Genomic DNA, 23,077 nt, shown 5'->3' with positions numbered 1-23,077 from the left:
GACGACTGCCCACGACTGCCCACGACTGACTTACGGAGACCCATGCCTTCCGGTCCGAAGATGCACGCCGACGAACTCGACATCGACGCTGCGCTCGTCGGCCGACTGGTGGCGGAGCAGTTCCCCGAGTGGGCGGAGCTGCCCGTCCGGGAGGTCCGCTCGGCCGGTACCGACAACGCGATGTACCGGCTGGGCGACGACATGGTCGTACGGCTGCCGCGGCTGCCCGGTGGGGCCCGGCAGGTGGACAAGGAACAGCGGTGGCTGCCGCGGCTGGCGCCGCACCTCCCGCTGGCCGTGCCGGTACCGATCACCAAGGGCGCGCCCGGCGAGGGGTACGCGCTGCCGTGGGGCGTGTTCCGCTGGCTGGACGGCGACAACATCTACGACGCGCCGCTCACCGATCGAACCGAACTCGCCGACGCCGCCGTCGAGTTGGGTCGGTTCGTCGCGGCGCTGCGGAAGGTCGACGCCACCGGTGGGCCGCCGTCCTGGCGTGGCGGGCCCCTCACCGACGACGGTTGAGGACGACGTCCGTGCCGCGATCCGCGACCTGGGCGCGGCCGGCACGCTGGACGCGGGCCTCGCGACCGCCGCCTGGGAAGAGTCCCTGCGGCTCCCCCAGTGGGACGGCGACCCGGTATGGCTCCACGGCGACCTCCTGCCGGGCAACCTGCTCGCCCACGGAGGCCGCCTCGGCGCGGTCATCGACTTCGGCGGCCTCGGCGTCGGCGACCCGGCGGCCGACGTACTCGCCGCCTGGGCCGTCTTCACCGCCGAGACCCGCGGCCTGTTCCGCGAGGCGGCCGACGTCGACGACGCGACCTGGGCCCGGGGACGCGGCTGGGCCCTGTGCTTCGGCCTGGTGGCGGAGCACCACTACCGGGTCACCAATCCCGTACTCGCCGCCGTGGCACACGGGGCGGTGGCGGAGGCGCTGGCCGAGTACGGGTCCGAGGCCGGGAGCTGAGACACGGTTCCGGTCAACCCCCGTACGGCCGGACCGACTTCGCCTCCCGCAGCGCCAGCCCCCACCACGCAAGCTGGTCCAGCATCACCTTTGCCGCCGCGTCCGGTGCCGAGGGGTCCTTGTGCCGGCCCTGGTCGTCGAAGGAAGCGCCCGCGTTGTGGAAGGACACCGTGTCGCGGACGGTGACGGCGTGGAGTTCGGCGAAGACCTGGCGGAGCTGTTCGACGGCGCGCAGGCCGCCCGAGAGGCCGCCGTAGGAGACGAAGGCGACGGGCTTTGCGCGCCACTCGTGGAAGTGCCAGTCGATGAGGGTCTTGAGGGACGCGGGGAAGGAGTGGTTGTACTCGGGAGTGAGGACGACGAAGGCGTCGGCGGCTGCCAGGTGGGGGGTGACCTTGCCCAGCTCGGCGGTCACCTCGGCGGACGGGGAGTGGGAGAGGGCCGTCGGCAGGTGTACGTCGGCGGTGTCGACGACGTCCACCGCGAGATCGGCCCGGTCCCGGATCCGGCCCAGCAGCCACTCCGCGACGACCGGCCCGAACCGGCCCTCCCGGTTGCTCCCGACGATCACCGCGATCCTCAGGGGCTCGGGGAGGGGGACGGGCGCCGGGAGGGAGGCAGCGAGGGAGACTGGAACCTCTGTGGTGGAGTTCATGGGCCCCAGCCTCATACCTCAACCAAACTTCAGGTCAAGTCGGCCGGTCGGGTGGTCGTCCGGGAGCGCCGGTCACCCGTTCACACGCGCCGCCCGTTCCGTTCGGGTTCTTTTTGCGGATGTGGTGGCGACACGCCGATGACCTGCCGAAACATCCCCGGACGGCCCGCCCGGAGTCCCCACCTGACACCCGTTCACATCGTTTCTGACGCCCCATCAGGAGGCGTGCGTCCCCGACTGCCACTTTCCTCGGTAGGGCAGGGGCGTGACCGACGCAGCGGCACATGGGGGTGCCGCGGGTCGTGCCCTCTCGGAGGAGCAAGCAACGATGCGCACAGCCCGTCCGCTGACCGGTACCGCGCTCGCCGTCGCCGCGGTGGCCCTCGCCGCCGCCCCCGCGTACGGCGGCGGAACGGGGTCCATCGAGCTGTACCCGGCCACGGTCGCGCCCGGCGCCGAGGTCACGGTGAACACGGCGGCGTGCGGTGCGGCGGACGCGGTGTCGGGTGACGCCGGTGCCGTCGGCGCGGGTGCCTTCACGCTGCTGCCCAGCGCGCACGAGGGCGACGCGGTCGGGCTGTTCCGGGTGCCGCCGTCCGCCCAGCCCGGCACGTACGAGATCGTCGCGCGCTGTTCGAGCGGCAAGCGGATGACGGGCGACCTGGTGGTCACGCTCACCTCCACCGAGGAGAGCGGGCAGCAGGTCCACCCGAGAGGAAGCGTGAAGACGGGGGTCGGCGGCGCACTGGGCCCCGACCCCGTGCAGACCGCGGCGGGAGTGGCGGCCCTGGCCGTCGCCGCCGCGGGCGGTACCTGGCTCCTGCATCGCCGGGCGAGAGGCGACGGGATCTGACGGACACCCTCCGCTGTCCGTCCGCCGGTACCGCCGTCCCCTCCCCCTCCTGGCCCGACGCCCCTCGCGGCCCGGAGGGGGACGCGGGACCGGGCGCCCCGGACGACCAGGGGTACGGAGGCGCCGGGAACCCGGCCCCCCAAGCCCCCACCCCGAGCCCCCAGTCCCCAGCTCCCCAGCTCCCCAGGAGAGGAGACGTACGTGCACCGGTTCGCCACCATGTCGATGGTCGCCGTCACCCTCGTCGCCCTCCTCTCCGGTGCCTGGCTGCTGCGCAGTGGGGCCGAGACGCATGCCCCGCCGCAGCCCTCGGCCGCGCAGGGGCGCGCGGGCGCTCATGTGGACCGGCCCGCGGCCGCCGCGCTGCCGCCCGCCGCGCCCGACCGTGTCCGTATCCCCTCGATCCGCGTGGACGCCCCGCTCCTGGGCCTCGGCCTCACCCCGCAGGGCAGCCTCGACGTGCCGCCGTCCGACCGGGCCAACGTCGCCGGCTGGTACGAGGCCGGTACCGCGCCGGGCGAGACCGGCACCGCGATCGTCGCCGGCCATGTCGACAACGCCGAGGGGCCCGCCGTCTTCTACCGTCTCGGCGCCCTGGAGAAGGACAGCACCATCGAGGTCGAGCGCCGCGACGGCAGGGTCGCCCTCTTCTCGGTCGACGCGGTCGAGGTGTACGACGCCCGGGACTTCCCGGACGAGAAGGTGTACGGGGCCGCACGGCGCCCGGAGCTGCGGGTCATCACCTGCGGCGGCGGCTACTCGGAGGCCACGGGCTACCAGGGGAACGTGGTCGTCTTCGCCCACCTGACGGGCAGCCGCTGAATCACGCCACCGGTGGAAACATCACCCGTGAATCACGCCAGCCACTGCTGGTACGCCAGGTTCGCCACCAGCGCGAAGACCACCGTCAGCAGTACGACCCGGACGAACCCGCTGCCCTTCTTGAGCGCGGTGTGCGCCCCGACCATTCCGCCGACCAGGTTGAAGACGGCCATCAGGGCGCCCAGCTGCCAGTACACCGTGCCCTGCCAGGCGAACATCGCGAGCGCCCCCGCGTTCGTGCAGCAGTTGACGATCTTCGCGGTGGCGGAGGCGGTCACCAGGTCGAGGTGCAGCAGCGCGGTCAGGGCGAGCACGAGGAACGTTCCCGTGCCGGGGCCGACCAGTCCGTCGTAGAAGCCGATGCCGAGGCCCGCGAGGCCGATCGCGGCGAGGACGCGGCGCGGGGAGACGGGCGCGGTCGAGGGCGCGGTGCCGAAGCCGGGCCGCAGGATCACGAAGGCGCCGACGCCGAGCAGGACGACCATGACCACCGGCTTCAGCACGTCGGTGCTCATCCCGGCGGCGACGAGCGCGCCGGCCGAGGATCCGGCGAGCGCCGCGAGGCCGATCCGTACGGCCGTGCCGACGTCCACGGGCGCCTTGCGCGCGTACGTCACCGCCGCGCCCGTGGTGCCGACGATCGCCACGGCCTTGTTGGTGCCGAGCGCGTACTGGGCGGCCGAGCCCGAGTTCGGCAGCCCGAGCAGCAGTACGGGGAGCAGCAGGAGCCCGCCGCCGCCCACCACCGCGTCGATCCAGCCTGCCGCGAGAGCGGTCAGGCACAGGACAACGACCATGGTCAGCGATATGTCGGGCATGATCGCGACACTATGGACGAGGTAGATGCGCCGTCCACGAATCCTGTGAACCTTGAGGATCTTCAGAGGTTCGGGGCAACGGTGGACGGAAGGGGTCAGCCCGCCGTTTCCAAGTAGCGCAGGACCGCCAGCACCCGCCGGTTCCCCGTGTCGGAGGGCAGCAGGCCGAGCTTGGTGAAGATGTTGGCGATGTGCTTCTCGACGGCCCGTTCCGAGACGCCGAAGGACGTGGCGACGGCGTGGTTCGTACGGCCCTCGGCCATCAGCGCGAGCACCTCGCGTTCGCGGGGCGTGAGGGCGTCCAGGGCGTTGGCGCGGCGGCTCGCGCCGAAGAGCTGGGCGACGACCTCCGGGTCGAGGGCGGTGCCGCCGGCGGCGACCCGTTCCAGCGCGTCCACGAACTCCCCGATGTCGACGACGCGCTCCTTGAGCAGGTAGCCGACGCCGCCCGGGTTGGTGCCCAGGAGCTGTGCGGCGTACTTCGTCTCGACGTACTGGGAGAAGATCAGCACCCCGGTGCCGGGGTGGTCCGCGCGCAGGCGTACGGCGGCCCGCAGGCCCTCGTCGGTCTGGGTCGGCGGCAGCCGGATGTCGACGACGGCGGCGTCCGGGCGGTGCTCGGCCACGGCGGCGAGCAGCGCGTCCGCGTCCCCGACGGCCGCGGCGACGTCGACGCCCCGCAGCTGGAGGAGCTGGGCCAGCCCGTCGCGCAGCAGGGCGGAGTCCTCGGCGATGACGACGCGCATCTGACCCCCGTGATCAGTTGGGCAGTTTGACAACGCCGCTCAGTACGGCAGCTCGACCGTGACCACCGTAGGGCCTCCCGGCGGGCTGTCGCAGGTGAGCGTGCCGTCGACGGTCCGTACGCGGGTCAGCAGGCCGGTGAGCCCGGAGCCCGCTCCGATCGCCGCGCCGCCGCGTCCGCCGTCGTGGACGGTGAGCCGCAGCAGCCCGGCGCGGGCGGTCACCGTCACCGTGGCGCCGGCCGCCCCGCTGTGTTTCGCCGCGTTGGCGAGGAGTTCGGCGGCGCAGAAGTAGGCGATGGACTCGACGGCGGGCGAGGGGCGGGCCTCGATGTCCGTGACGACCTCGACGGGCAGGGCGCTGTCGGCCGCGAGGGTGGCCAGGGCCGTGTCCAGGCCCTGGTCCAGTACGGGAGGGTGGATGCCCTTGACGAGGTGGCGCAGGTCGGCGATGGCCTGCTTGGCATTGCCCTGCGCGGTGTCGACGACGGCGAGGAGGCGTTCGCGGTCGGCGTCCGCTCCGACCAGTTCCCTGATCATCGTCAGATGCATCGCGAGCCCGACGAGCCGGGCCTGTGTGCCGTCGTGCAGGTCGCGCTCGATGCGGCGGAGGGTCGCCGCCGCGTCGTCCACGGCCTGGGCGCGCGTCTCCTCCAGCGTGCGGATGCGGCGCTCCGCGTCACTCGGGCCGAGCGTGGCGGCGAGCAGCGCGCGGTGCGGGGCGAGGGCGTGCCGCAGCAGCCAGGGGGCGGCGGCCAGGAGGACGAGCCCGGCCGTCATCGGGATCAACCACCGTGGCCAGGAGTCGAGTTGGACGCCGAGGACTTCGAGCGACACGTGCCGTACGGAGTCGCCGTCGCGCACCGTGTGGTGGTTCCAGCGCTTGAGCAGCGGGTGCAGGGCGCTCTGGGCCCCGTAGGCGTACGCGCCCAGGACCGCCACGTAACCGAGGAGGGCCGTGACGGGCGTGCCCAGCGCGCAGCCGACGGCCCGCCAGCCGGCCCGGCCGAGGAGCAGGGCCCGCCGTCTGCCGAGTACGCCCCGCGCGGGAGGTGTCGGCGGCTCCTCGATCTCCAGGCCCAGCAGCCGCCGCGCCAGGGCCCGTTGTGCCGCACCGAGCGCGAGCGCGCCCCGCACGGTCAGCGCCAGCACCCACAGGCCCAGCGTGGTGACGGACAGTGCCCCGCCGACGACCAGCCCCACGAGCGTGAGCACGAAGCCGACGAGGGCGAGCGGGAGCGCGATCAGCGCGTAGAGGAGTACGGCGAGGGCCTTCGGCGTGAAGGCGGCGAGCGGCCGCCTCAGGACGTCGAGCGCGAGCGCGGCGGTCGGTCTGCGCATGTCGTCAACCTACGGTCGGGGTCCACGTGAACCCAGGGTCGGGCATCACGTGAACCTACGGTCGTGCGAGGAGCGTCGTCGCGAGGAGCGGCTGGAACGCGGCGAGGGCACGGCCGAGCCATGACCGCCGTCCGGCCCCACCGGCGCGCCGACCAGCCCGACCAGCCCGACCGGCAGCGCGTGCGCGACCCGCCGCCAGGCCCGCGCGGTGAACGGTTCGCGCACGAGCTGCCAGGTCCGTACGGCCGCGTCGTCCCGGACGGACGGCTGCTGGGCGGTGTCCATGGTTCGCTCCCCTTGTGTCCGCGTGCGTAGGTGACCGCGCGTGTCCGTGTCCGTGTGCGTAGGTGACCGCGCGTGTCCGTGTCCGCGCCCGTACGTGTCCGCGCGTGCCTGTCCGTGCGAGGGCGCCGGGCGCGGTCCGCGCCCGGTGGCCTCGCACCTCAAGACTTCCTCGTTCCCGGCCCGCGATCGATGGTGCTCGCACGGAACCCGGAGGTGGGGATAACCGCACCCCCGCCCCGTTCCGGGCGACCTCACCGCGCCCCCGCCCCGTCCGCCGAAAACCCTCACATCCGCGACCCGACCCCGCTGAGGGCAGCGTTCCCCGCGGGAAACAGAGGTGATGCGACCGGGTAACACCGGCACCGCACGCTGCGATACATGACCTCGAATACGCGTGTGGTGGTGATCGGCGCCGGCCTCGCGGGCGTACGGCTCGCCCGCAGGCTCGGAGAGCTCGGCATGTCCGCCGTGCTCGTCGGCGACGAGGAGCACACCCCGTACAACCGGGTCCTGCTCGCGGAGGTCCTGGCCGGGCGGTACACGCCCGAGGTCATCGCGCTGCCGACGCCCGAGCGGCTGACCCGCGGCCGGGCGGTGCACATCGACCGCGCGGAGCGGCAGGTGCACTTCGCCGACAGCTCGGTGATCGCATACGACACGCTGGTCCTGGCCACCGGTTCGAACCCGGTCCTTCCGCCCCTGCGCGGCCTGTTCGGCCCGGACCGGCACGAACTGCCCGAAGGCGTCCACGCGTTCCGCACGATGGACGACTGCCTGGGCCTGTCCAAGGCCGTACGGCCGGACACCCGGGCCGTCGTCATCGGCGGCGGACTGCTCGGTGTCTCGGCGGCCCGCGCGCTCGCCGAGCGCGGCGCGCAGGTGGTGCTGGCCCAGCAGTCCGAGCGGCTGATGGAGCGTCAGCTCGACCCGTCCGCGTCCAAGTTGGTGCTCCGGCACCTCAAGGACCTCGGCGTCGAGGTGCACACCGAGTGCCGGGTGCGCGATGTGCGCTGCGTCGGCGGCGCGGTCCGCTCGGTCGAGATGGCCGACGGGTACGCGCTCGACGCCGACCTGGTGGTACTGGCCTGCGGGGTGCACCCGCGGGTGGGCCTCGCCCAGGCCGCGGGGCTCGCCGTGCACAAGGGCGTCATCGTCGACGACGAGCTGCGCACCTCCGACCCGCACATCCGGGCGATCGGCGACTGCGCCCAGCACGACGGAAACGTCTACGGTCTCGCCGCGCCCGCCCTCGAACAGGCCGATGTCCTGGCCGAGTTGCTGGCCGCGGCGGACGCGAGTGCGGACCCGGCTGCGGATTCGGGTACGGCCCCCGCGGGCTACACCGGCACCCGCGCCCTCACCCGTCTCACCCTCGCCCGCCCCGCTCTCGCCTCCGGCACCCCTCTCGACCTCGCCGCCTTCGGGGAGCACACCCCGCTCCCCGGCGACGACGTCATCCAGCTCGCCGACGCCACCCGCGGCACGTACCGCAAGGTCGTCGTCCGCGACGACCGCCTGGTCGGCGGGGTGCTCGTCGGCGAGCTCGGCACCGTCGGCGCGCTCGCCCGCGCCTGGGAGGGAGCAGAGCCGCTGCCCTCCGACGGCGGCCCCCTGCTCCACCTGCTCACCAACGATGGAGGCTCCTGAATGACCGCCACCCTGGGGGGCACCCCCACGATCGTGCTCGTCGGCCACGGCATGGTCGGCCAGCGCTTCCTCGAAGCGCTCGCCGAGCGCGGCCTGACCGCCACGCACCGCGTGGTCGTGCTGTGCGAGGAGCCACGCCCCGCGTACGACCGCGTGCAGCTGACCTCGTACTTCTCGGGGACCACGCCCGAGGAACTGTCCATGACGGACATGGAGTTCATCAAGGACCACGGGATCGAGCTGCACATCGGCGACCCGGCCGAGACGGTCGACCGGGCCGCGAAGCGGGTAACGGCCCGCTCCGGCCTGACAGTTGACTACGACACGCTCGTCCTCGCCACCGGCTCGTACCCCTTCGTGCCGCCGGTGCCGAACAAGGACGCCGAGGGCTGCTTCGTCTACCGCACGATCGAGGACCTCCTCGCGATCGAGGAGTACGCGAAGTCCAGGGCGACGACGGGTGCCGTGGTCGGCGGCGGTCTGCTCGGCCTGGAGGCGGCCGGCGCGCTCAAGGGGCTCGGACTCACCTCCCACATCGTGGAGTTCGCCCCGCGCCTGATGCCGGTGCAGGTCGACGACGGCGGTGGCGCGGCCCTGCTGCGCACCATCGAGGACATGGGCCTGAGCGTCCACACCGGTGTGGGCACGCAGGAGATCGTCACGGACGCCTCGGGTGCCGTGACCGGCATGAAGCTGTCCGACGGCTCCGAACTCGCCACCGACCTGGTGGTCTTCTCGGCCGGTGTCCGCCCCCGCGACCAGCTCGCCCGCGACTGCGGTCTGACGGTCGGCGAGCGCGGCGGCATCACGGTCGACGAACAGTGCCGGACCGTCAACGACCCGCATGTGTTCGCGATCGGCGAGTGCGCGCTCGCGGCCGACGGCCGGGTGTACGGCCTGGTCGCGCCCGGCTACGAGCAGGCGGAGACGGCCGCCGCGACCATCGCCACCGACGAGGCGTCCTTCACCGGCGCCGACCTCTCCACCAAGCTCAAGCTGCTCGGCGTCGACGTGGCGTCCTTCGGCGACGCGCACGGCACCACCGAGGACTGCCTCGACGTCGTCTACTCCGACTCCCGCTCCGGCACGTACAAGAAGCTGGTCATCGGACGGAACGGCGAACTGCTCGGCGGCATCCTGGTCGGCGACGCGGAGGCGTACGGCACGCTGCGCGCGTTCACCGGCTCGGTCCCGCCGATCGCCCCGGAGCAGCTCGTCCTCCCGGCCGGCGCCGGCGCGCCCGTCCAGCTCGGCCCGTCCTCGCTGCCGGACGAGGCGATCATCTGCTCCTGCCACAACGTCACCAAGGGCGCGATCCGCGGCGCGGTCACCGACCACCAGTGCACGACCGTGCCCGAGGTCAAGAAGTGCACCAAGGCCGGTACGGGCTGCGGCAGTTGCGTCAAGGTCCTCGGCCAGCTGGTCACCTCCGAACTGGAGGCGAACGGCGTCGAGGTCGACAAGGGCCTGTGCGGCTGCTTCTCCCAGACCCGCGAGGAGCTGTACGAGATCGTCCTCGCCCTGCGCATCACCTCGTACCGGCAGCTCCTGGAGCGGTACGGGCGTGAGGGCGCCCGGGACGGCGACGGCTGCGAGGTCTGCAAGCCCGCGGTCGGCTCGATCATCGCCTCGCTGGCGCCCACGATCGGCGCCAACGGCTACGTCCTGGACGGCGAGCAGGCCTCGCTCCAGGACACCAACGACCACTTCCTCGCCAACCTCCAGAAGAACGGCTCCTATTCGATCGTGCCGCGCATCCCCGGCGGCGAGATCACCCCCGAGAAGCTCATCGTGATCGGCGAGGTGGCCCGGGACTTCGGCCTCTACACGAAGATCACCGGTGGTCAGCGGATCGACATGTTCGGCGCACGCGTCGAGCAACTCCCGCTGATCTGGGCCCGGTTGGTGGACGCCGGTTTCGAGTCCGGGCACGCGTACGGAAAGTCGCTGCGGACGGTCAAGTCCTGCGTCGGGCAGACCTGGTGCCGCTACGGCGTCCAGGACTCGGTGCGGATGGCGATCGACCTGGAGCTGCGCTACCGGGGTCTGCGCTCCCCGCACAAGCTCAAGTCGGCGGTCTCCGGCTGCGCCCGCGAGTGCGCCGAGGCCCAGTCGAAGGACTTCGGCATCATCGCCACCGCCAACGGCTGGAACCTGTACGTCGGCGGCAACGGCGGCGCGACCCCGCGCCACGCCGACCTGCTCGCCCAGGACCTCTCCGACGCCGAACTGATCCGCCTGATCGACCGTTTCCTGATGTTCTACATCCGCACGGCCGACCGTCTTGAGCGCACCTCGACCTGGCTGGAGCGGATCCCCGGCGGCCTCGACCACATCCGCGAGGTGGTCGTGGAGGACTCGCTCGGCATGTGCGAGGAGCTGGAGTCCCTGATGACGGCGCACGTCGCGAACTACCGCGACGAGTGGGCCGAGACCATCAACGACCCGGAGAAGCTCTCCCGCTTCGTCTCCTTCGTGAACGCGCCGGACACGCCCGACCCGGTCGTCGGCTTCGTCCCCGAGCGCGACCAGATCAAGCCCGACCTGCCGCTGCTGACCATCGGCACGCGCCCCCTGGAAGGAAGCGCCCAGCGATGACCCTGGCCCCCGAGACGACCACGACGACGGCCACCACGGTCCAACTCCGGCTGTCGGACGGCTGGTTCACGGTCTGCGACCTGGCCGTACTGATGCCCGGCCGCGGGGTGGCGGCACTGCTCCCGGACGGCCACCAGGTCGCGCTCTTCCTGGACCGAACGGGCCGCATGTACGCGATCGACAACCGCGACCCGTTCTCCGGCGCGGCCGTCCTCTCCCGCGGACTCACGGGCACGCACCAGGGCCGCCCGTTCGTCGCCTCCCCCCTCCTCAAGCAGCGCTTCGACCTGGAGTCGGGCGAGTGCCTGGACGACGAGACGGTGAGGGTGGCGACGTACGAGGTGCGGGCTCGATAGGCCGCCCTGGCACCGGGTTCCATCCGGCCCACACCGAGTTCATATTGACCGATCGTTTCAGAAAGGCCTAGGCTGCGGTACGTGGCCAGGACCAAGGAGTTCGATCCGGACGCCGCGCTGCAGTCGGCCCTCGAGCTGTTCTGGCGGCGCGGCTACGAGGCGACGTCGATGGCGGACCTCGTCGAGCATCTCGGCATCGGGCGCGCCAGCATCTACGCGACCTTCGGCAACAAGCACGAGCTGTATCTGAAGGCGCTCGACCGGTACGGGGAGTCGCGCGATGCGCTGATGCTGCACGAGTTGTCACAGGCAGGGGCCGCGTTGCCCGCCGTGCGGGCAACGGTGCGGCGGTTCGCCGCCGAGGCGACGGACGATGCCCGCCGGAGGGCGGGCTGCTTCGTCACCAACACTGCGGCCGAGCTCGCACCTCACGACACGGCGGCGGCCCGCCTCGTGGAGCTCAGCTGGGACCACGTCGAGACGCTGATGCACTCGGCGCTCGTGCGGGCGCAGGCACAGGGGGAGCTCGCGGAGGATCGGGATCCTCGGGCGTTGGCCCGCATGCTGCTGGTGCTGATGCAGGGGCTTCGCGTGGTCGGCAAGGTGTCGGCGGAGCCCGGGCGGGTTCGGGATGCGGCCGAGCAGGCTCTGACCCTGCTGGATTGATTCGGCGCGTCCTGGCCCGTTGTCGCCTGCGGGGCCGTGGGGCCTTTGTCGCGCCGTTCCTCGCGCCCCTAAAAGATTGCGCAGTTCCCCGCGCCCCTTGAGGGGCGCGTTTCGGTTGCTCTTATATTGAAACGATCGGTCTAATTAGGGGGAACCTGTGGCCGTGACAATGGCGCCTCCTCGCTCCAGCCGGGGCGCGTTCGTGTTGCTCGGTGGGGTGCAGGTCACTCTGATCTTCACCTTGGCCGCGGTGGCTGTGCCGTTGCCGGGGATCGGGGTGGAATTCGGGGTGCGGCGCGAGGAGTTGATCCTGCTCAGTGCGGCGTACGGGCTGACGTTCGCCGGGCTGTTGTTGTTCGGGGGACGGCTCGCCGACCGGTACGGCGGGCAACGGGCGCTCACTGCGGGGCTGTTGGTCTTCGGGCTCGCGTCGGTCGCCGCCCCGCTCGCTCCCGGGTACGGCACTCTGCTCGCGGCCCGGCTCGCCCAGGGTGCGGGCGCTGCCCTGATCGCCCCGGCCGCGATGGCGGTACTGCGGACGGTGTTCCCCTCCCCCGCCGCGTACAGCGGTGCGATGGCCACCTGGGGAGGTCTGTCCGTCCTCGGCGCCACAGCGGGCAATCTGCTCTCCGGCGTCATCTCCGCACTCCTGTCCTGGCGTTGGGCCTTCGCCGTACCACTCGCCGTGACGGTGGCGGCGCTCGCACTGGCCCCCCGGGTGCTGCCCACGACGACCGGGCCCCACTCCGGGACGGGCGGGCCCGAGCACCCGGCCCGCCGCCCCCGTCTCGACCTGCGCGGCGCGCTCTTGGCCACCGCCGGGCTGGCCTCCGCCAGCTACGGGCTCGTGCTCACCGACGCGTGGCCCTGGACTTCGGGCCGGGTGCTGGCGCCGCTGGTCGCCGGAGTCGTACTCCTGGCCATGTTCGTCGGGGTCGAGCGGCGGGTGCCCGATCCACTGCTGCCGCCCCGCTTCCTGCTCGACAGGCGGCGCGCGCTCGGGCTCGCCGCCACCGCACTGACCGCGGCCGGGGCCGCCACCGTCTTCGTGCTGTTCTCGCTCCACCTTCAGGACGAACGCGGCTGGTCGGCACTGCGGACGTCGACCGCGTTCGTGCCGTTCGCCCTGGCGCTCCTCGCGTCGGGCCGGGTGGCGGGGCGGCTCATCGGCCGGTACGGGGCGCCCGTCGTCACCGGTGCCGGGCTGGCCGTCGGCGCCGTGGGTCTCGTACTCCTCTCGCTCCTCGGAGTGAACGACACAGTCCCGTACGCGTACGGGCTTCTCCCCGGCTTCGTCCTGCTGGCCACCGGGGTCGCCGCCTCCTTCGCCGGGGCAGCCGTGCTGGCCACCGACCGGGTGCCGGCGGAACGGACCGGGCTCGCGGGCGGGGTGCACAACACGGCGATGGAGACCGGGCCGACCGTCGTCTTCGCCCTGTTGCTCGGCGTCGGCGGCGACACGGCGAGTCTCGCGGTGACCGCGGCCCTCTTCGGCACCGCGGCCCTGGCCCTGCGACTCGCCTGATCCTCGCTTCTTCGTTCCTCAACTCACCATGCCCCAAAGGGAGTCACTCATGAACCGCACCCGCTTCTCGCACCGCACCGTCCTCGTCACCGGAGGCGGAACCGGCATCGGGCGGGCCGTCGCGCTCGCGTTCGCCGCCGAAGGGGCCTCCGTCGTCGTGGCGGGTCGTACCCGGGCGGCGCTCGACGAGACCGTCGCCCTCGCCGAACGGGCCGGTGGCACGGCGGTCGCGCAGGTCGCCGACGTGGCACGCCCGGCGGACGTGGAGGCACTCGTCCGCACGGCCGTCGACCGGTTCGGCTCTCTCGACATAGCCGTGAACAACGCGGGCGTCTTCCGCGGCGGACAGCCCGTCGCCGACCTCCCCGAGGAGGACTGGCGGACCCTGCTCGACATCAACCTCACCGGTGTACTCCTCGCCCTGCAGGCCGAGGTCCGGCAGATGCGGACCCAACCGGGCGGCGGCGCGATCGTCAACGTCTCCTCCAACCTGGGCGCGCACAAGCAGTGGCCCAACACCACCGCGTACGCGGCATCCAAGGCCGCCGTGTCCGCGCTCACCGCCGGTGCCGCGCTCGACCACGTCGCCGACGGCATCCGTATCAACGCCGTGAGCCCCGGTGCGTCCGCGACCACCATGTCCCTGCGACCCGGCGAGACCGAGGCCGACCGTGCCGCCCGGATGAAGGAGGAGTCACCGCTCGGCCGCGTCTCCTCGACGGAGGAGGTGGCCGAGGCCGTTCTCTACCTGGCCTCCGACGCGGCGGCGTCCGTGGTCGGCACGGACCTGGTGATCGACGGGGGTGCGTCGTTGTAGGGGGCGAGACGCGATGACGTCGGGTGCGGGCCCGGTGGGGGCCGGTCGCGCAGTTCCCCGCGCCCCTTAGAGGCAAGGGGCTATCGCCCCAAAGCCCCAAAGCCCCAAAGACGAAAGACGGGGGCGCAGCCCCGGCTTTCGTCTCCAGGGGCGCGGGGAACTGCGCGACCGGCCCCCACCGGCCCGCACATTCAGAACACCCGTTGAGCGGCGCTCTCCAGCGGTCTCGGCGGCACCCCCGGAGTGCCGCCCGGCGGCAGCCGAACCACCGCGTCAAGCCCGCCGGAGGCACCGGCACGCAGCAGGACGTCACCCCCGCTCGCATGGGCAAGGCGCTGGACAAGGGCCAGCCCCAGACCCGTACCGCCCTTGGGCGCGTCGGGAGCGCGCCAGAAGCGGTCGAAGGCGCGCCGGCGCTGCTCCTCGGTCATGCCGGGGCCCTCGTCGGTGACGTGGAGTTCGACGCGGGCCGGACCCGCCGGTCGGTGGCCGAAGCGGCGTTCGTGGGTCTCGGGCCTGCGCAGGTCGATGGACACCGTGGAGTAACGGGGCGACACCCGCAGGGAGTTGGACAGCAGGTTGTCCAGGATCTGCTCGACCGCGCCGGGCAGGGCGAGGACCGGTCCGCCGTAGTCGCCGAGCAGCACGAGCTGTACGCCGTGCTGCTCGAACATCGGCGCCCAGGCCCGGTGCCGCTCCGCGCAGACCCGGTCCAGGTCCACCTGTTCGCGCACCGCCGCGCTCTCGTCGAGCCGGGCCATCGCCAGCAGCCCCTCGACCATCCTGGCGAGCCGGTCGGTCTCGGTCATCGCGGCGGTCAGACTGCCCCGGGCGTTCAGGGCGATGTCGGGCTCCAGGTTCTCCAGGCGCAGCCGCAGCGCGGCGAGGGGCGTCTTGAGCTGGTGCGAGGCCTCGCCCGCGAAGGCGCGCTGGGAGGCGAGGAGGTGTTCGAGGCGGGCGGCCGTACGGTTGAAGGTCGCCGCGAGACTCCGTACCTCCGGCGGCCCCTTGGTGATCGCCACCGGTGTGGACGGGCCGCCGTCGGCCAACTCGTGGGTGGCGAGCTCCAGTTCGCGGATGGGTCGGCCGGTCCAGCGGGCGATGGCGAAGCCGATGACCGCGACGGCGGTGAGGGCCGCGAGCCCGCCGAGGGCCAGCAGCAGCCAGACGTGGTGCACCCGCGCATGCACCATCTGCGTGGGCAGCGTGATCCACACAGCGCCCTGTTTGTACGAGCCGTGCGCGATCGGCGCCGCGACGGACAGGTACTGGACGCCTCCGATGGTGGAGGTGCGGACGTCCTGCGTCGCGGTTCCCCGCAGCGCCGCCGCGATCCCGGGACGGGCGGCGAGGCCCTGGGTCTCCGTCGCCGACAGCGTGTGCGAGCTGGTGACGAGCGCGCCCGACCGGTCGACGATCACCACCTTCCCGCCGATGCGCTCGGCGCAGCGGCTCACCCTGCCGGGCAGGTCCTCCCCCGCGCGGCCGCCCATGGAAAGGGCCAGTGAGGCGTACGCGGAGACCGACTCCGCCTCGTCCTTCGCCATGTTGGTGACCCGCTCCCGCTCACCCCGGGAGTACACGAACCCCAGCGGGATCTCCAGGCAGAGCAGGAGCAGCACGGCGAGACTCAGATAGCTGAGCAGGAGGCGACGCGTCACCGGAAGGCCGCCGGCCGGGCTTCGTGGGATCCGCCGTCCGGGAGGTCGTCGTACGCGCCGCTCGACTCGAACGACTCGAACGATCCGTACGAGCCGGAGCCGCTGTACGAGCCGGAGGTACTGTACGAGCCGGTCGAACCGGATGCGTCGTACGAGCCGGTCGGTCTGCCGGGCTGTTCCCCGTACGAGCCGCCCGTCGCCCCGCCCAGGGTTCCGCCCGAGGCTCCGCCCGCCGAGGGCGGCCGGTTCTGCACGGCCAGTCTGAAACCGACCCCGCGCAGGGTCTGGATCCAGGCCGGGTTCCCCAACTTCCTTCGCAGCGTGGCCACATGGACGTCCAGCGTCTTGGTCGGGCCCTGGTAGTGCGGGTCCCACACCCGGTCCAGGATCTGCTGCCGCGAGTAGACCGCTCCGGGGTCCTCGGTGAGCAGCGCGAGCAGTTCGAACTCCTTCGGCGTCAGCGAGACCGGCGAGTCCCCGACCCAGACCTGCCGGGTGCGGCGGTCCACGACGAGGGGGCCGGGGGCGGGCGGCGTCCCGGCGACCGGATCCGGCTCGGCATCGAGTACCCCTTCGACGGGTCCGGCAGACGCCGCCCGCCGAGGCCGCCCGGCCGGAACCGGCGGCGCGAACTCGAAGGCCGACCCGGCCTCGAAGGAACGCGACGACTGGTCGTAGGGATCGTGGGGATCATGCGGGGCGCGGGGGTCGTACGCGTCGGGGGAACGGGAGCCGCCGGACGACAGGTCGTACGGGTCCGGGGCACGGGTGCCCCTGGCGGAGTCGTACGAGTCCGGCGCGCGAGTTGCTCCGGACGGGCCGTAAGAGGACCTCGCGCGAGTACCGTCGCTCCTGTCGTACGAAGACCGCGCCCCGGTGCCATCGGTCCGGTCGTACGAGGACCGCGCGCCCGACGCGGCATCCGCCCCCGCGGCGGCCCGCTCCGGTTCGCCCGAACCGGCCCCGCCTCGCCCGGTGTTGCCCGTCTCAGAGCCGCCTCGCCCGGAGGGGCCCCACCCTGCGGGGTCGCGTCGAGCGGTATCCCGCCCGTGGGTGTCCTGCCCAGGCAGGTCCGCCCCCGCCGAGAACGACTCACCCGCGAACGGTTCGCCGCCGAACGACTCGCCCCTGAACGGCTTGTCCTCCCGGCGTTCCGAGGCCCGGGTTTCCACAGCCAGGGGTTCGTCCCGGGGGCCCGCGGCCAGGGGTTCGTCCCGAGGTTCCGCGTCCCGGGACCAGGCGCCGGAGGACCCGGCACTCGTAGAGGACCCCGACTCGTACGCCCCCTCGGAGCGGGACCGCCAGTCGGACGAGCCAGCGCCCGAGTACCGGGCATCCGAAGACCCGGCACCCGGAGCCTCCGAACCAAGCGTCCCTCCGGCGGCGGGCGCCCCGTCGCCGAGCAGGCCGCTCACCCGCACGCCCGCGCCCAGGGTCCCCGACCCGAGCGGACCCGTACCGAGGGGGCTCGCGCCGAGCGGACCCGTGCCGAACGGGCCCACCACAGGTGTCCCGCCCGGCGGTGTCGCCATGAACTCGCCCTCGGCCAGGCCGGGTTGGAGGCCACGGCCCTGCTGGGTGCGTCGCGTCACCGCCCGTATCCGAGCCACCAGCTCGCGCAGGCTGAAAGGTTTCGCCAGATAGTCGTCCGCGCCGAGTTCCAGACCCAGAACGCGGTCGGCCTCCTCGCCGCGCGCGCTGAGGATGATGACGGGCACGTCGGAGTACTGCCGGATCCCCCGGCACACGTCGATACCGTCCATGTCGGGCAGCCCCAGGTCGAGCAGGACGACATCGCCGTACGGCCCTCTCAGACCGGCGGCGCCGGTCGAGACGTGGTCGACCGTCAGCCCGAAGTGGCCCAGACCCTCGGCGAGCGGCTCGGCGATCGTCTCGTCGTCCTCGATGAGCAGCACTCGTACGCCCATAGGTCCTGTTCTCCCCATGAATCCGGACAGCACGAATTCCGTGCCGTGGAGGGGACACGCTACAAGAGCCGTCATGGGCACGTCGCCTATACCGGAGGTAATGTGACCGGCTGCTCAAAAACCGTCCATGGATGGCTCGTTGACGATGTTTCGGCCCGGCCGGGACGAAATATGGGCCATTCCTGGTCGCGCTCTAGTGTTCCCTTAACCTTCGCCTGGCAGTCGCCCCTCTACGGTGGGAGCACGACGGGAAAGCCCTGGTCGAACCCCCTGCCGGGAGGAACCGTGAAGGCACTGCTGGACCGCGCCCGCTCGTTCAAGAGGCGCGTCGATTTCGAGAGCGGCGAATACCGGAAGCTGGCCGAAGGCCAATATCCGGAGGCATTGTTCATTACCTGCTCGGACTCGCGGGTAATACCCGCCCTGATCACGGGCGCACGACCCGGAGAGATATTCGAGCTGCGGAACGCAGGCAATATCGTGCCACCGCACGGACGGCAGGGCGCGTCCGGCGAGGCCGCCACCATCGAGTACGCACTGGAGGTGCTCGGCGTTCAGGACATCGTCGTGTGTGGCCACTCCCACTGCGGCGCGATGGGCGCCCTGAAGTCCGGCGACGACCTGTCCGCGCTGCCCGGGGTGGACGCCTGGCTCGACCTGGCCCGCCCGGAACTCGCGCCGTTGCTCGACGGGGCGTGCGAGGACCCGTCGATGCCGGCGGTGGCCCAGCTCAACGTCGTCAACCAGCTTGAGGCGCTGCGGAGTTACCCGGTGACCAAGCCACGGCTCGACTCGGGTCGGCTGCGGCTGCACGGCTGGTACTACGAGGTCGACACCGGCCAGGTCCACGAGTTGGACGAGGACGGCAGCTTCCGGGTGCACGCCGCATGAGCGGGATGCACGCACGCGGACGCGTACCGGCGCACGCCAGGATCCCGGACGCCCCGCCCGTCCCGGACTTCCCCGCCCCGAACGCCCCCGCCCACGCCCCCACGTACGCCCCGGACATCACGCCGACGGCCGCTTCCCCGATGAACAGGACGGACAGGACGGCCAAGGCGGACAGGGCTGCCGGGTCGGACAAGAACGGCAAGGGGCCGAAGGTCGACCTCGCCACCGAGATCACCGCCTCCCTCGTCGTCTTCCTCGTCGCGCTCCCCCTGTGCATCGGCGTGGCCGTCGCCTCCGGTGTCCCCGCCGAGCTGGGCATCATCTCCGGTGTCATCGGCGGCCTGGTGGTCGGCGCGGCGCGCGGCAGCACCCTCCAAGTCAGCGGCCCGGCGGCCGGGTTGGCGGCCCTCGTGGCGGAGACGGTCCTCGAGTACGGCGTCGCCATGCTCGGTGTGATCGTCCTCGGCTCGGGCATCCTGCAGATCGTCCTGGGCCTGGTCCGTCTCGGCCGGATCTTCCAGGCGATCTCCCTGGCCGTCGTCCAGGGCATGCTCGCGGGCATCGGACTGCCGCTGATGTTCAGCCAGTTGTACCCGATGTCCGACTCCAAGGCCCCGGGCACCCCGATCGAGAACATGGCCGGCCTCCCCGGTCTGATCGCCGACACCTTCGCCAACCCCCAGGCGCTGATCGCCGCAGGACTCGGCGTCGTCACCATCGTGCTCAGTTTCCTGTGGAAGAAGATGCCGGGCCCGGTCAAGAAGATCCCGGCCGCGCTCGTGGCCGTCGGGATCGGTATCGGGGTCGCCTCCCTGCCGGGCGTGGACGTGAAGACGCTCCAGGTGGGCAATCTGCTCGCGTCCGTGAACGTCCCCGGCCCGGCCGAGTTCGCGGGACTCGCCGACGTCGGGATCATCACCGCGATCCTCACCTTCACGGTGATCGCCTCGGCGGAGAGCCTCTTCACCGCCGCGGCCGTGGACCGTATGCACAACGGCCCGCGCACCCGCTACAACCCCGAACTCATCGCCCAGGGCGCCGGAAACACCGTGGCGGGCATCCTCGGCGCGCTCCCCATCACGGCGGTCGTGGCCCGCAGTTCGGCGAACGTCCAGGCGGGCGCCAAGACCCGGCTGTCCCGCACGCTGCACGGCCTGTGGCTGCTGGCCTTCGCGCTGCTGCTGCCCCAGGTCCTCGCCCTGATCCCGATCGCCGTCCTCGCGGGCGTCCTCGTACACAGCGGCTGGAAGCTCTTCGCCCCCGAGGAGTTCCCGAAGATGTGGCGCCAGGACCGGGGCGAGTTCGCGGTCATGACCCTCACCACGCTGGTCATCGTGGCGACCGCGCTCCTCGAAGGCGTCCTCTTCGGCCTCGCCGCCGGAATCGTGCTGGCCGCGCTGCGTATGTCGCAGACCGTCATCAAGCAGCACCTGGAGGAGGACACCGCCAAGGTCGTCATGGCGGGCAACGCCACGTTCCTGCGGCTGCCACAGCTGATCGAGGCGCTGGAGGCCGCCGCGGAGGCGGGCAAGCCGCGCATTCGGCTCGACCTGACCGGTGTGACCCACCTCGACCACGCCTGCCGCAACCAGGTGGAGGAGTTCGTCGCCCAGCAGCGGGGGTTCGGTCTGCGGGTGGAACTGCTGATGCCGGGGCCGGCCAAGCCGGTTGGCACGCCTGCGCCTGTGGCGGACTTGGCCGGTGAGCAGGATCGGTCGGCCGGGACCGGGCTGCCCAGGCGGCCGTACGCGTCCACGGGTGCGGGGCCGGCGCAGGGGCCCGGGCCCACGGCCGAGTGGTTCTATCTCGATACGCGGCCCATGCCTGAGGAGTACGCCTCTCGTTGAGCTCCGCCCGGGTTGTTCGTACGTGCGGGTTCGTTGTGGCTGGTCGCGCCCACGCGGCGGAGCCGCATATCGATACAGCCCCGCGCCCCTTACGGGGCGCGCCACCCCTAGGCTGGGAAACCACGCGTACGCGGAGGGAGCCAAGCCATGAGCGGCTGGACTGCGCACGACATTCCCGACCAGAGCGGCCGTACCGTCGTCGTCACCGGGGCGAACAGTGGGATCGGGTATGTCACCGCCCGTGAACTGGCCCGGCGGGGCGCCCGGGTCGTCCTCGCGTGCCGCAGCGAGAGCCGCGGCACCGAGGCCGCCGACCGCCTGGCGATCGAAGTGCCGGACGCGGAGGCGGAGTTCGCGCCTCTCGACCTCGGGAACCTGGACTCCGTACGGGAGTTCGCGGCGGCGTACGGGCGGAAGTACGGCCGTCTGGACCTGCTCGTCAACAACGCGGGCTTGATGGCGTTGCCGCAGGGTCGCACGGCGGACGGATTCGAGACGCAGTTCGGGGTCAACCACCTCGGACACTTCGCGCTCACCGGACTGCTCATGCCGACCCTGCTCGCCACACCGGGCGCCCGCGTGGTGACCGTGTCCAGCTTCGTGCACGCGCTGGCCAACATCGACATCGACGATCTCAACAGCGAGCGGAAGTACGGGCGTTGGACCGCGTACGGGCGCTCGAAGACGGCCAACCTGCTGTTCGTGCACGAGTTGGCGCGCAGGCTCGCCGCCACCGGCTCCGATGTCGTGGCGGCGGCCGCGCACCCCGGCTACGCCGCCACCAACCTCATGACCGTGGCCCCGAGGATGGAGGGCCGCAAGACCTCCGAACGGTTCATGGAGATCGGCAGCCGCTTCGTCGCTCAGTCCGCGGAGTCCGGTGCCCTCCCCACGCTGTACGCGGCGACAGCCCCCGGCGTACGCCCGGACTCCTTCACCGGCCCCTCGATCCTCGGCCTCCGCGGCTCCCCGGCGAAGTCGCGACGCGCCAGGTGGACCCTCAACGACCGGGCAGGGCAACGGCTTTGGGAGGAGTCGGAGCGGCTGACGGGTGTCACGTACGACGCGCTGAAGGTGTGACGCGGGCGATGCGTGCGGTCTGCGGCCAGCGAAAGGCATGACGCACGGGCGTACGGGGCACACAGGCAGTGACGCGTACACGTCACCGCCTGTCCATGGCGCGTCCACCCCGCACTCCTAGGCTCCGGCGGTGCGCGACCCCGTCCCCGACCGGCGGACGGGGCGGTCACAGCACCCCCTTGGAGCGACTGTGGAACGTCGTACCCTCCTGCGCGCGGCCGCCCTCGGCGGTTCGTCCGCCGTCTTCGGCGGAACCCTGTGGCGCGGCGCCGCGTACGCCGCACCCGCCCAGCCCGGCGCCGGCCCGTACGGGGCACTCGGCGCGGCGGACGCGAACGGCGTCAGGCTGCCCAGCGGATTCACCAGCCGGGTGATAGCCAGGTCCGGCCAGACGGTCACCGGCACGTCCTACACCTGGCACAACGCCCCTGACGGCGGGGCCTGTTACACCGATGGCGCCGGCTGGATCTATGTCTCCAACTCGGAGATCAACCCGTCCGGTGGCGCGAGCGCGGTGAAGTTCTCGTCGGCGGGCGCGGTCACGGGCGCGTACCGCGTGCTGTCCGGCACCCGGCAGAACTGCGCGGGCGGCAGGACCCCGTGGAACACCTGGCTCTCCTGCGAGGAGGTGTCCCTCGGTTACGTCTACGAGACGGACCCGTGGGGCGTGAACGCGGCCGTACGCCGTGACGCCATGGGCCGCTTCAAACACGAGGCGGCGGCGGCCGACCCGGTGCGCAAGGTGGTCTACCTGACGGAGGACGAGACCAACGGCTGCCTCTACCGCTTCGCCCCCACCGCCTGGGGCAACCTGTCCACCGGCACCCTCCAGGTCATGGTCGCCGGGACCGCCACCTCCGGCTCCTTCACCTGGGCGAACGTGCCCGACCCGGACGGCTCCCCCACCACGACCCGTACGCAGGTCTCCGGCTCGAAGAAGTTCAACGGCGGCGAGGGCTGCCACTACGCCGACGACACGGTCTGGTTCACCACCAAGGGCGACAACCGCGTCTGGCAGCTCAACCTGGCCTCCAACACATACGAGTTGGCGTACGACGACTCGCTCGTGACCTCCGGTACGGCCCCGCTGACCGGCGTCGACAACATCACCGGCAGCGCCTCGGGCGACCTGTTCGTCGCGGAGGACGGCGGCAACATGGAGATCTGCGTCATCACACCGAACGACGTGATCGCCCCGTTCCTGCGCATCGACGGCCAGTCCGGCTCGGAGATCACCGGCCCCGCCTTCTCCCCCGACGGAACCCGCCTCTACTTCTCCAGCCAGCGGGGCACGAGCGGCAGTTCGTCGGGCGGCATCACGTACGAGGTGAGGGGCCCGTTCCGCGCGTAGCCGCCCTCCGCGACACCGGCAAGCACGCGGACCGGGTCCGTACACCCATGCGGGCACGCACGCGGGCCGGGTTTACAGATGACGGACCCGTGAGCGGAGAGCTACCGTCCGGTCACGTCACGTTCGCATCACGGGTCCGTCATTCCGCCACCGCACCACCAGCCCCCTAATACTTTCGTCACCTCAAATCCGACTGATCGCCCCTCCGTGATCATGCATACGG

Annotated in this window: 19 protein-coding genes and 1 pseudogene; 13 read left to right on the top strand and 7 right to left on the bottom strand. The window is 72.1% G+C overall.

Annotated elements, in window-relative coordinates; all coding sequences use genetic code 11:
• Nucleotides 1-42 precede the first annotated feature (42 nt).
• Nucleotides 43-970 (top strand): annotated as a pseudogene (locus tag QF035_RS34995) (aminoglycoside phosphotransferase family protein).
• Nucleotides 971-983: 13 nt separating this feature from the next.
• Here the strand turns inward: QF035_RS34995 and QF035_RS34990 are convergent.
• Entirely contained in the window at nucleotides 984-1,625 is a 642-nt protein-coding gene (locus QF035_RS34990; RefSeq protein ID WP_307524637.1) for an NADPH-dependent FMN reductase, read from the bottom strand.
• Nucleotides 1,626-1,953: 328 nt separating this feature from the next.
• Between QF035_RS34990 and QF035_RS34985 the strand changes: the two genes are divergently transcribed.
• Nucleotides 1,954-2,478, top strand: coding sequence for a hypothetical protein (locus QF035_RS34985; RefSeq protein WP_307524635.1), 525 nt, complete (start codon nucleotides 1,954-1,956; stop codon nucleotides 2,476-2,478).
• A gap of 219 nt (nucleotides 2,479-2,697) precedes the next feature.
• On the top strand, nucleotides 2,698-3,300 hold the full coding sequence (locus QF035_RS34980; RefSeq protein ID WP_307531657.1) for a class F sortase: 603 nt from the start codon (nucleotides 2,698-2,700) through the stop codon (nucleotides 3,298-3,300).
• A 32-nt stretch (nucleotides 3,301-3,332) separates the two neighbouring features.
• Here the strand turns inward: QF035_RS34980 and QF035_RS34975 are convergent, their stop codons facing one another.
• The 4 genes from QF035_RS34975 to QF035_RS34960 form a co-directional block, all read right to left on the bottom strand.
• Nucleotides 3,333-4,118, bottom strand: a complete 786-nt coding sequence (locus QF035_RS34975) for a sulfite exporter TauE/SafE family protein (RefSeq protein WP_307524633.1) — start codon at nucleotides 4,116-4,118, stop codon at nucleotides 3,333-3,335.
• A 95-nt stretch (nucleotides 4,119-4,213) separates the two neighbouring features.
• Nucleotides 4,214-4,864, bottom strand: coding sequence for a response regulator (locus tag QF035_RS34970; RefSeq protein ID WP_055616750.1), 651 nt, complete (start codon nucleotides 4,862-4,864; stop codon nucleotides 4,214-4,216).
• Between the two features lie 39 nt (nucleotides 4,865-4,903).
• Complete coding sequence (locus QF035_RS34965; protein ID WP_307524631.1) at nucleotides 4,904-6,202, bottom strand: sensor histidine kinase; 1,299 nt, start codon at nucleotides 6,200-6,202, stop codon at nucleotides 4,904-4,906.
• A gap of 45 nt (nucleotides 6,203-6,247) precedes the next feature.
• A complete protein-coding gene (locus QF035_RS34960; protein WP_307524630.1) occupies nucleotides 6,248-6,487 on the bottom strand; it encodes a hypothetical protein in 240 nt (79 codons plus the stop codon).
• A 378-nt stretch (nucleotides 6,488-6,865) separates the two neighbouring features.
• Here QF035_RS34960 and QF035_RS34955 point away from each other — a divergent pair, with 378 nt between their 5' ends.
• From QF035_RS34955 to QF035_RS34930, 6 genes are all read left to right on the top strand, one after another.
• Nucleotides 6,866-8,134 (top strand): NAD(P)/FAD-dependent oxidoreductase, encoded by a 1,269-nt coding sequence (locus tag QF035_RS34955; RefSeq protein WP_307524628.1) that lies wholly within the window; start codon nucleotides 6,866-6,868, stop codon nucleotides 8,132-8,134.
• Nucleotides 8,135-10,732, top strand: a complete 2,598-nt coding sequence (gene nirB, locus QF035_RS34950; RefSeq protein WP_307524625.1) for a nitrite reductase large subunit NirB — start codon at nucleotides 8,135-8,137, stop codon at nucleotides 10,730-10,732.
• A complete protein-coding gene (nirD, locus tag QF035_RS34945) occupies nucleotides 10,729-11,088 on the top strand; it encodes a nitrite reductase small subunit NirD (RefSeq protein ID WP_307524623.1) in 360 nt (119 codons plus the stop codon). Before nirB ends, nirD begins: the two co-directional genes overlap by 4 nt.
• Before the next feature lie 81 nt (nucleotides 11,089-11,169).
• A complete protein-coding gene (locus QF035_RS34940; protein WP_055616745.1) occupies nucleotides 11,170-11,754 on the top strand; it encodes a TetR/AcrR family transcriptional regulator in 585 nt (194 codons plus the stop codon).
• 169 nt (nucleotides 11,755-11,923) lie between these two features.
• Complete coding sequence (locus tag QF035_RS34935) at nucleotides 11,924-13,279, top strand: MFS transporter (RefSeq protein ID WP_307531655.1); 1,356 nt, start codon at nucleotides 11,924-11,926, stop codon at nucleotides 13,277-13,279.
• A 49-nt stretch (nucleotides 13,280-13,328) separates the two neighbouring features.
• Complete coding sequence (locus tag QF035_RS34930; protein WP_307524620.1) at nucleotides 13,329-14,096, top strand: SDR family NAD(P)-dependent oxidoreductase; 768 nt, start codon at nucleotides 13,329-13,331, stop codon at nucleotides 14,094-14,096.
• A gap of 191 nt (nucleotides 14,097-14,287) precedes the next feature.
• On the opposite strand, the gene QF035_RS34925 is transcribed toward QF035_RS34930, so the two are convergent.
• Together QF035_RS34925 and QF035_RS55915 are read right to left on the bottom strand one after the other, a co-directional pair.
• Complete coding sequence (locus QF035_RS34925; RefSeq protein WP_307524619.1) at nucleotides 14,288-15,757, bottom strand: sensor histidine kinase; 1,470 nt, start codon at nucleotides 15,755-15,757, stop codon at nucleotides 14,288-14,290.
• On the bottom strand, nucleotides 15,754-17,685 hold the full coding sequence (locus QF035_RS55915) for a winged helix-turn-helix domain-containing protein (RefSeq protein ID WP_373466781.1): 1,932 nt from the start codon (nucleotides 17,683-17,685) through the stop codon (nucleotides 15,754-15,756). Before QF035_RS55915 ends, QF035_RS34925 begins: the two co-directional genes overlap by 4 nt.
• 285 nt (nucleotides 17,686-17,970) lie before the next feature.
• Here QF035_RS55915 and QF035_RS34910 point away from each other — a divergent pair, with 285 nt between their 5' ends.
• The 4 genes from QF035_RS34910 (at nucleotide 17,971) to QF035_RS34895 (ending at nucleotide 22,854) form a co-directional block, all read left to right on the top strand.
• Nucleotides 17,971-18,576, top strand: a complete 606-nt coding sequence (locus tag QF035_RS34910; protein ID WP_307524617.1) for a carbonic anhydrase — start codon at nucleotides 17,971-17,973, stop codon at nucleotides 18,574-18,576.
• The gene (locus tag QF035_RS34905) at nucleotides 18,573-20,423 is read left to right on the top strand and encodes a SulP family inorganic anion transporter (protein ID WP_307524615.1); all 1,851 of its coding nucleotides are present in this window, start codon (nucleotides 18,573-18,575) and stop codon (nucleotides 20,421-20,423) included. The genes QF035_RS34910 and QF035_RS34905 overlap by 4 nt, the downstream gene beginning before the upstream one ends.
• A gap of 147 nt (nucleotides 20,424-20,570) precedes the next feature.
• Complete coding sequence (locus QF035_RS34900; protein WP_307524613.1) at nucleotides 20,571-21,503, top strand: oxidoreductase; 933 nt, start codon at nucleotides 20,571-20,573, stop codon at nucleotides 21,501-21,503.
• Between the two features lie 190 nt (nucleotides 21,504-21,693).
• Nucleotides 21,694-22,854: an alkaline phosphatase PhoX gene (locus QF035_RS34895; RefSeq protein ID WP_307524611.1), complete on the top strand. Its 1,161-nt coding sequence runs from the start codon at nucleotides 21,694-21,696 to the stop codon at nucleotides 22,852-22,854.
• The last annotated feature ends 223 nt before the right edge of the window (nucleotides 22,855-23,077 follow it).

It is taken from the genome of Streptomyces umbrinus, from assembly GCF_030817415.1.
Taxonomy (GTDB): Bacteria; Actinomycetota; Actinomycetes; order Streptomycetales; family Streptomycetaceae; genus Streptomyces; species Streptomyces umbrinus_A.
Note: the sequence above shows the minus strand (reverse complement) of the source record. Positions and strands in the feature narration are given on the sequence as shown.

Bases quoted from the DNA above. Each gene is read 5' to 3' on its own strand.
- QF035_RS34990 (WP_307524637.1), bottom strand. From the start codon at position 1,625: ATGAACTCCACCACAGAGGTTCCAGTCTCCCTCGCTGCCTCCCTCCCG.
- QF035_RS34985 (WP_307524635.1), top strand. From the start codon at position 1,954: ATGCGCACAGCCCGTCCGCTGACCGGTACCGCGCTCGCCGTCGCCGCG.
- QF035_RS34980 (WP_307531657.1), top strand. From the start codon at position 2,698: ATGTCGATGGTCGCCGTCACCCTCGTCGCCCTCCTCTCCGGTGCCTGG.
- QF035_RS34975 (WP_307524633.1), bottom strand. From the start codon at position 4,118: ATGCCCGACATATCGCTGACCATGGTCGTTGTCCTGTGCCTGACCGCT.
- QF035_RS34970 (WP_055616750.1), bottom strand. From the start codon at position 4,864: ATGCGCGTCGTCATCGCCGAGGACTCCGCCCTGCTGCGCGACGGGCTG.
- QF035_RS34965 (WP_307524631.1), bottom strand. From the start codon at position 6,202: ATGCGCAGACCGACCGCCGCGCTCGCGCTCGACGTCCTGAGGCGGCCG.
- QF035_RS34960 (WP_307524630.1), bottom strand. From the start codon at position 6,487: ATGGACACCGCCCAGCAGCCGTCCGTCCGGGACGACGCGGCCGTACGG.
- QF035_RS34955 (WP_307524628.1), top strand. From the start codon at position 6,866: ATGACCTCGAATACGCGTGTGGTGGTGATCGGCGCCGGCCTCGCGGGC.
- nirB (WP_307524625.1), top strand. From the start codon at position 8,135: ATGACCGCCACCCTGGGGGGCACCCCCACGATCGTGCTCGTCGGCCAC.
- nirD (WP_307524623.1), top strand. From the start codon at position 10,729: ATGACCCTGGCCCCCGAGACGACCACGACGACGGCCACCACGGTCCAA.
- QF035_RS34935 (WP_307531655.1), top strand. From the start codon at position 11,924: ATGGCGCCTCCTCGCTCCAGCCGGGGCGCGTTCGTGTTGCTCGGTGGG.
- QF035_RS34930 (WP_307524620.1), top strand. From the start codon at position 13,329: ATGAACCGCACCCGCTTCTCGCACCGCACCGTCCTCGTCACCGGAGGC.
- QF035_RS55915 (WP_373466781.1), bottom strand. From the start codon at position 17,685: ATGGGCGTACGAGTGCTGCTCATCGAGGACGACGAGACGATCGCCGAG.
- QF035_RS34905 (WP_307524615.1), top strand. From the start codon at position 18,573: ATGAGCGGGATGCACGCACGCGGACGCGTACCGGCGCACGCCAGGATC.
- QF035_RS34900 (WP_307524613.1), top strand. From the start codon at position 20,571: ATGAGCGGCTGGACTGCGCACGACATTCCCGACCAGAGCGGCCGTACC.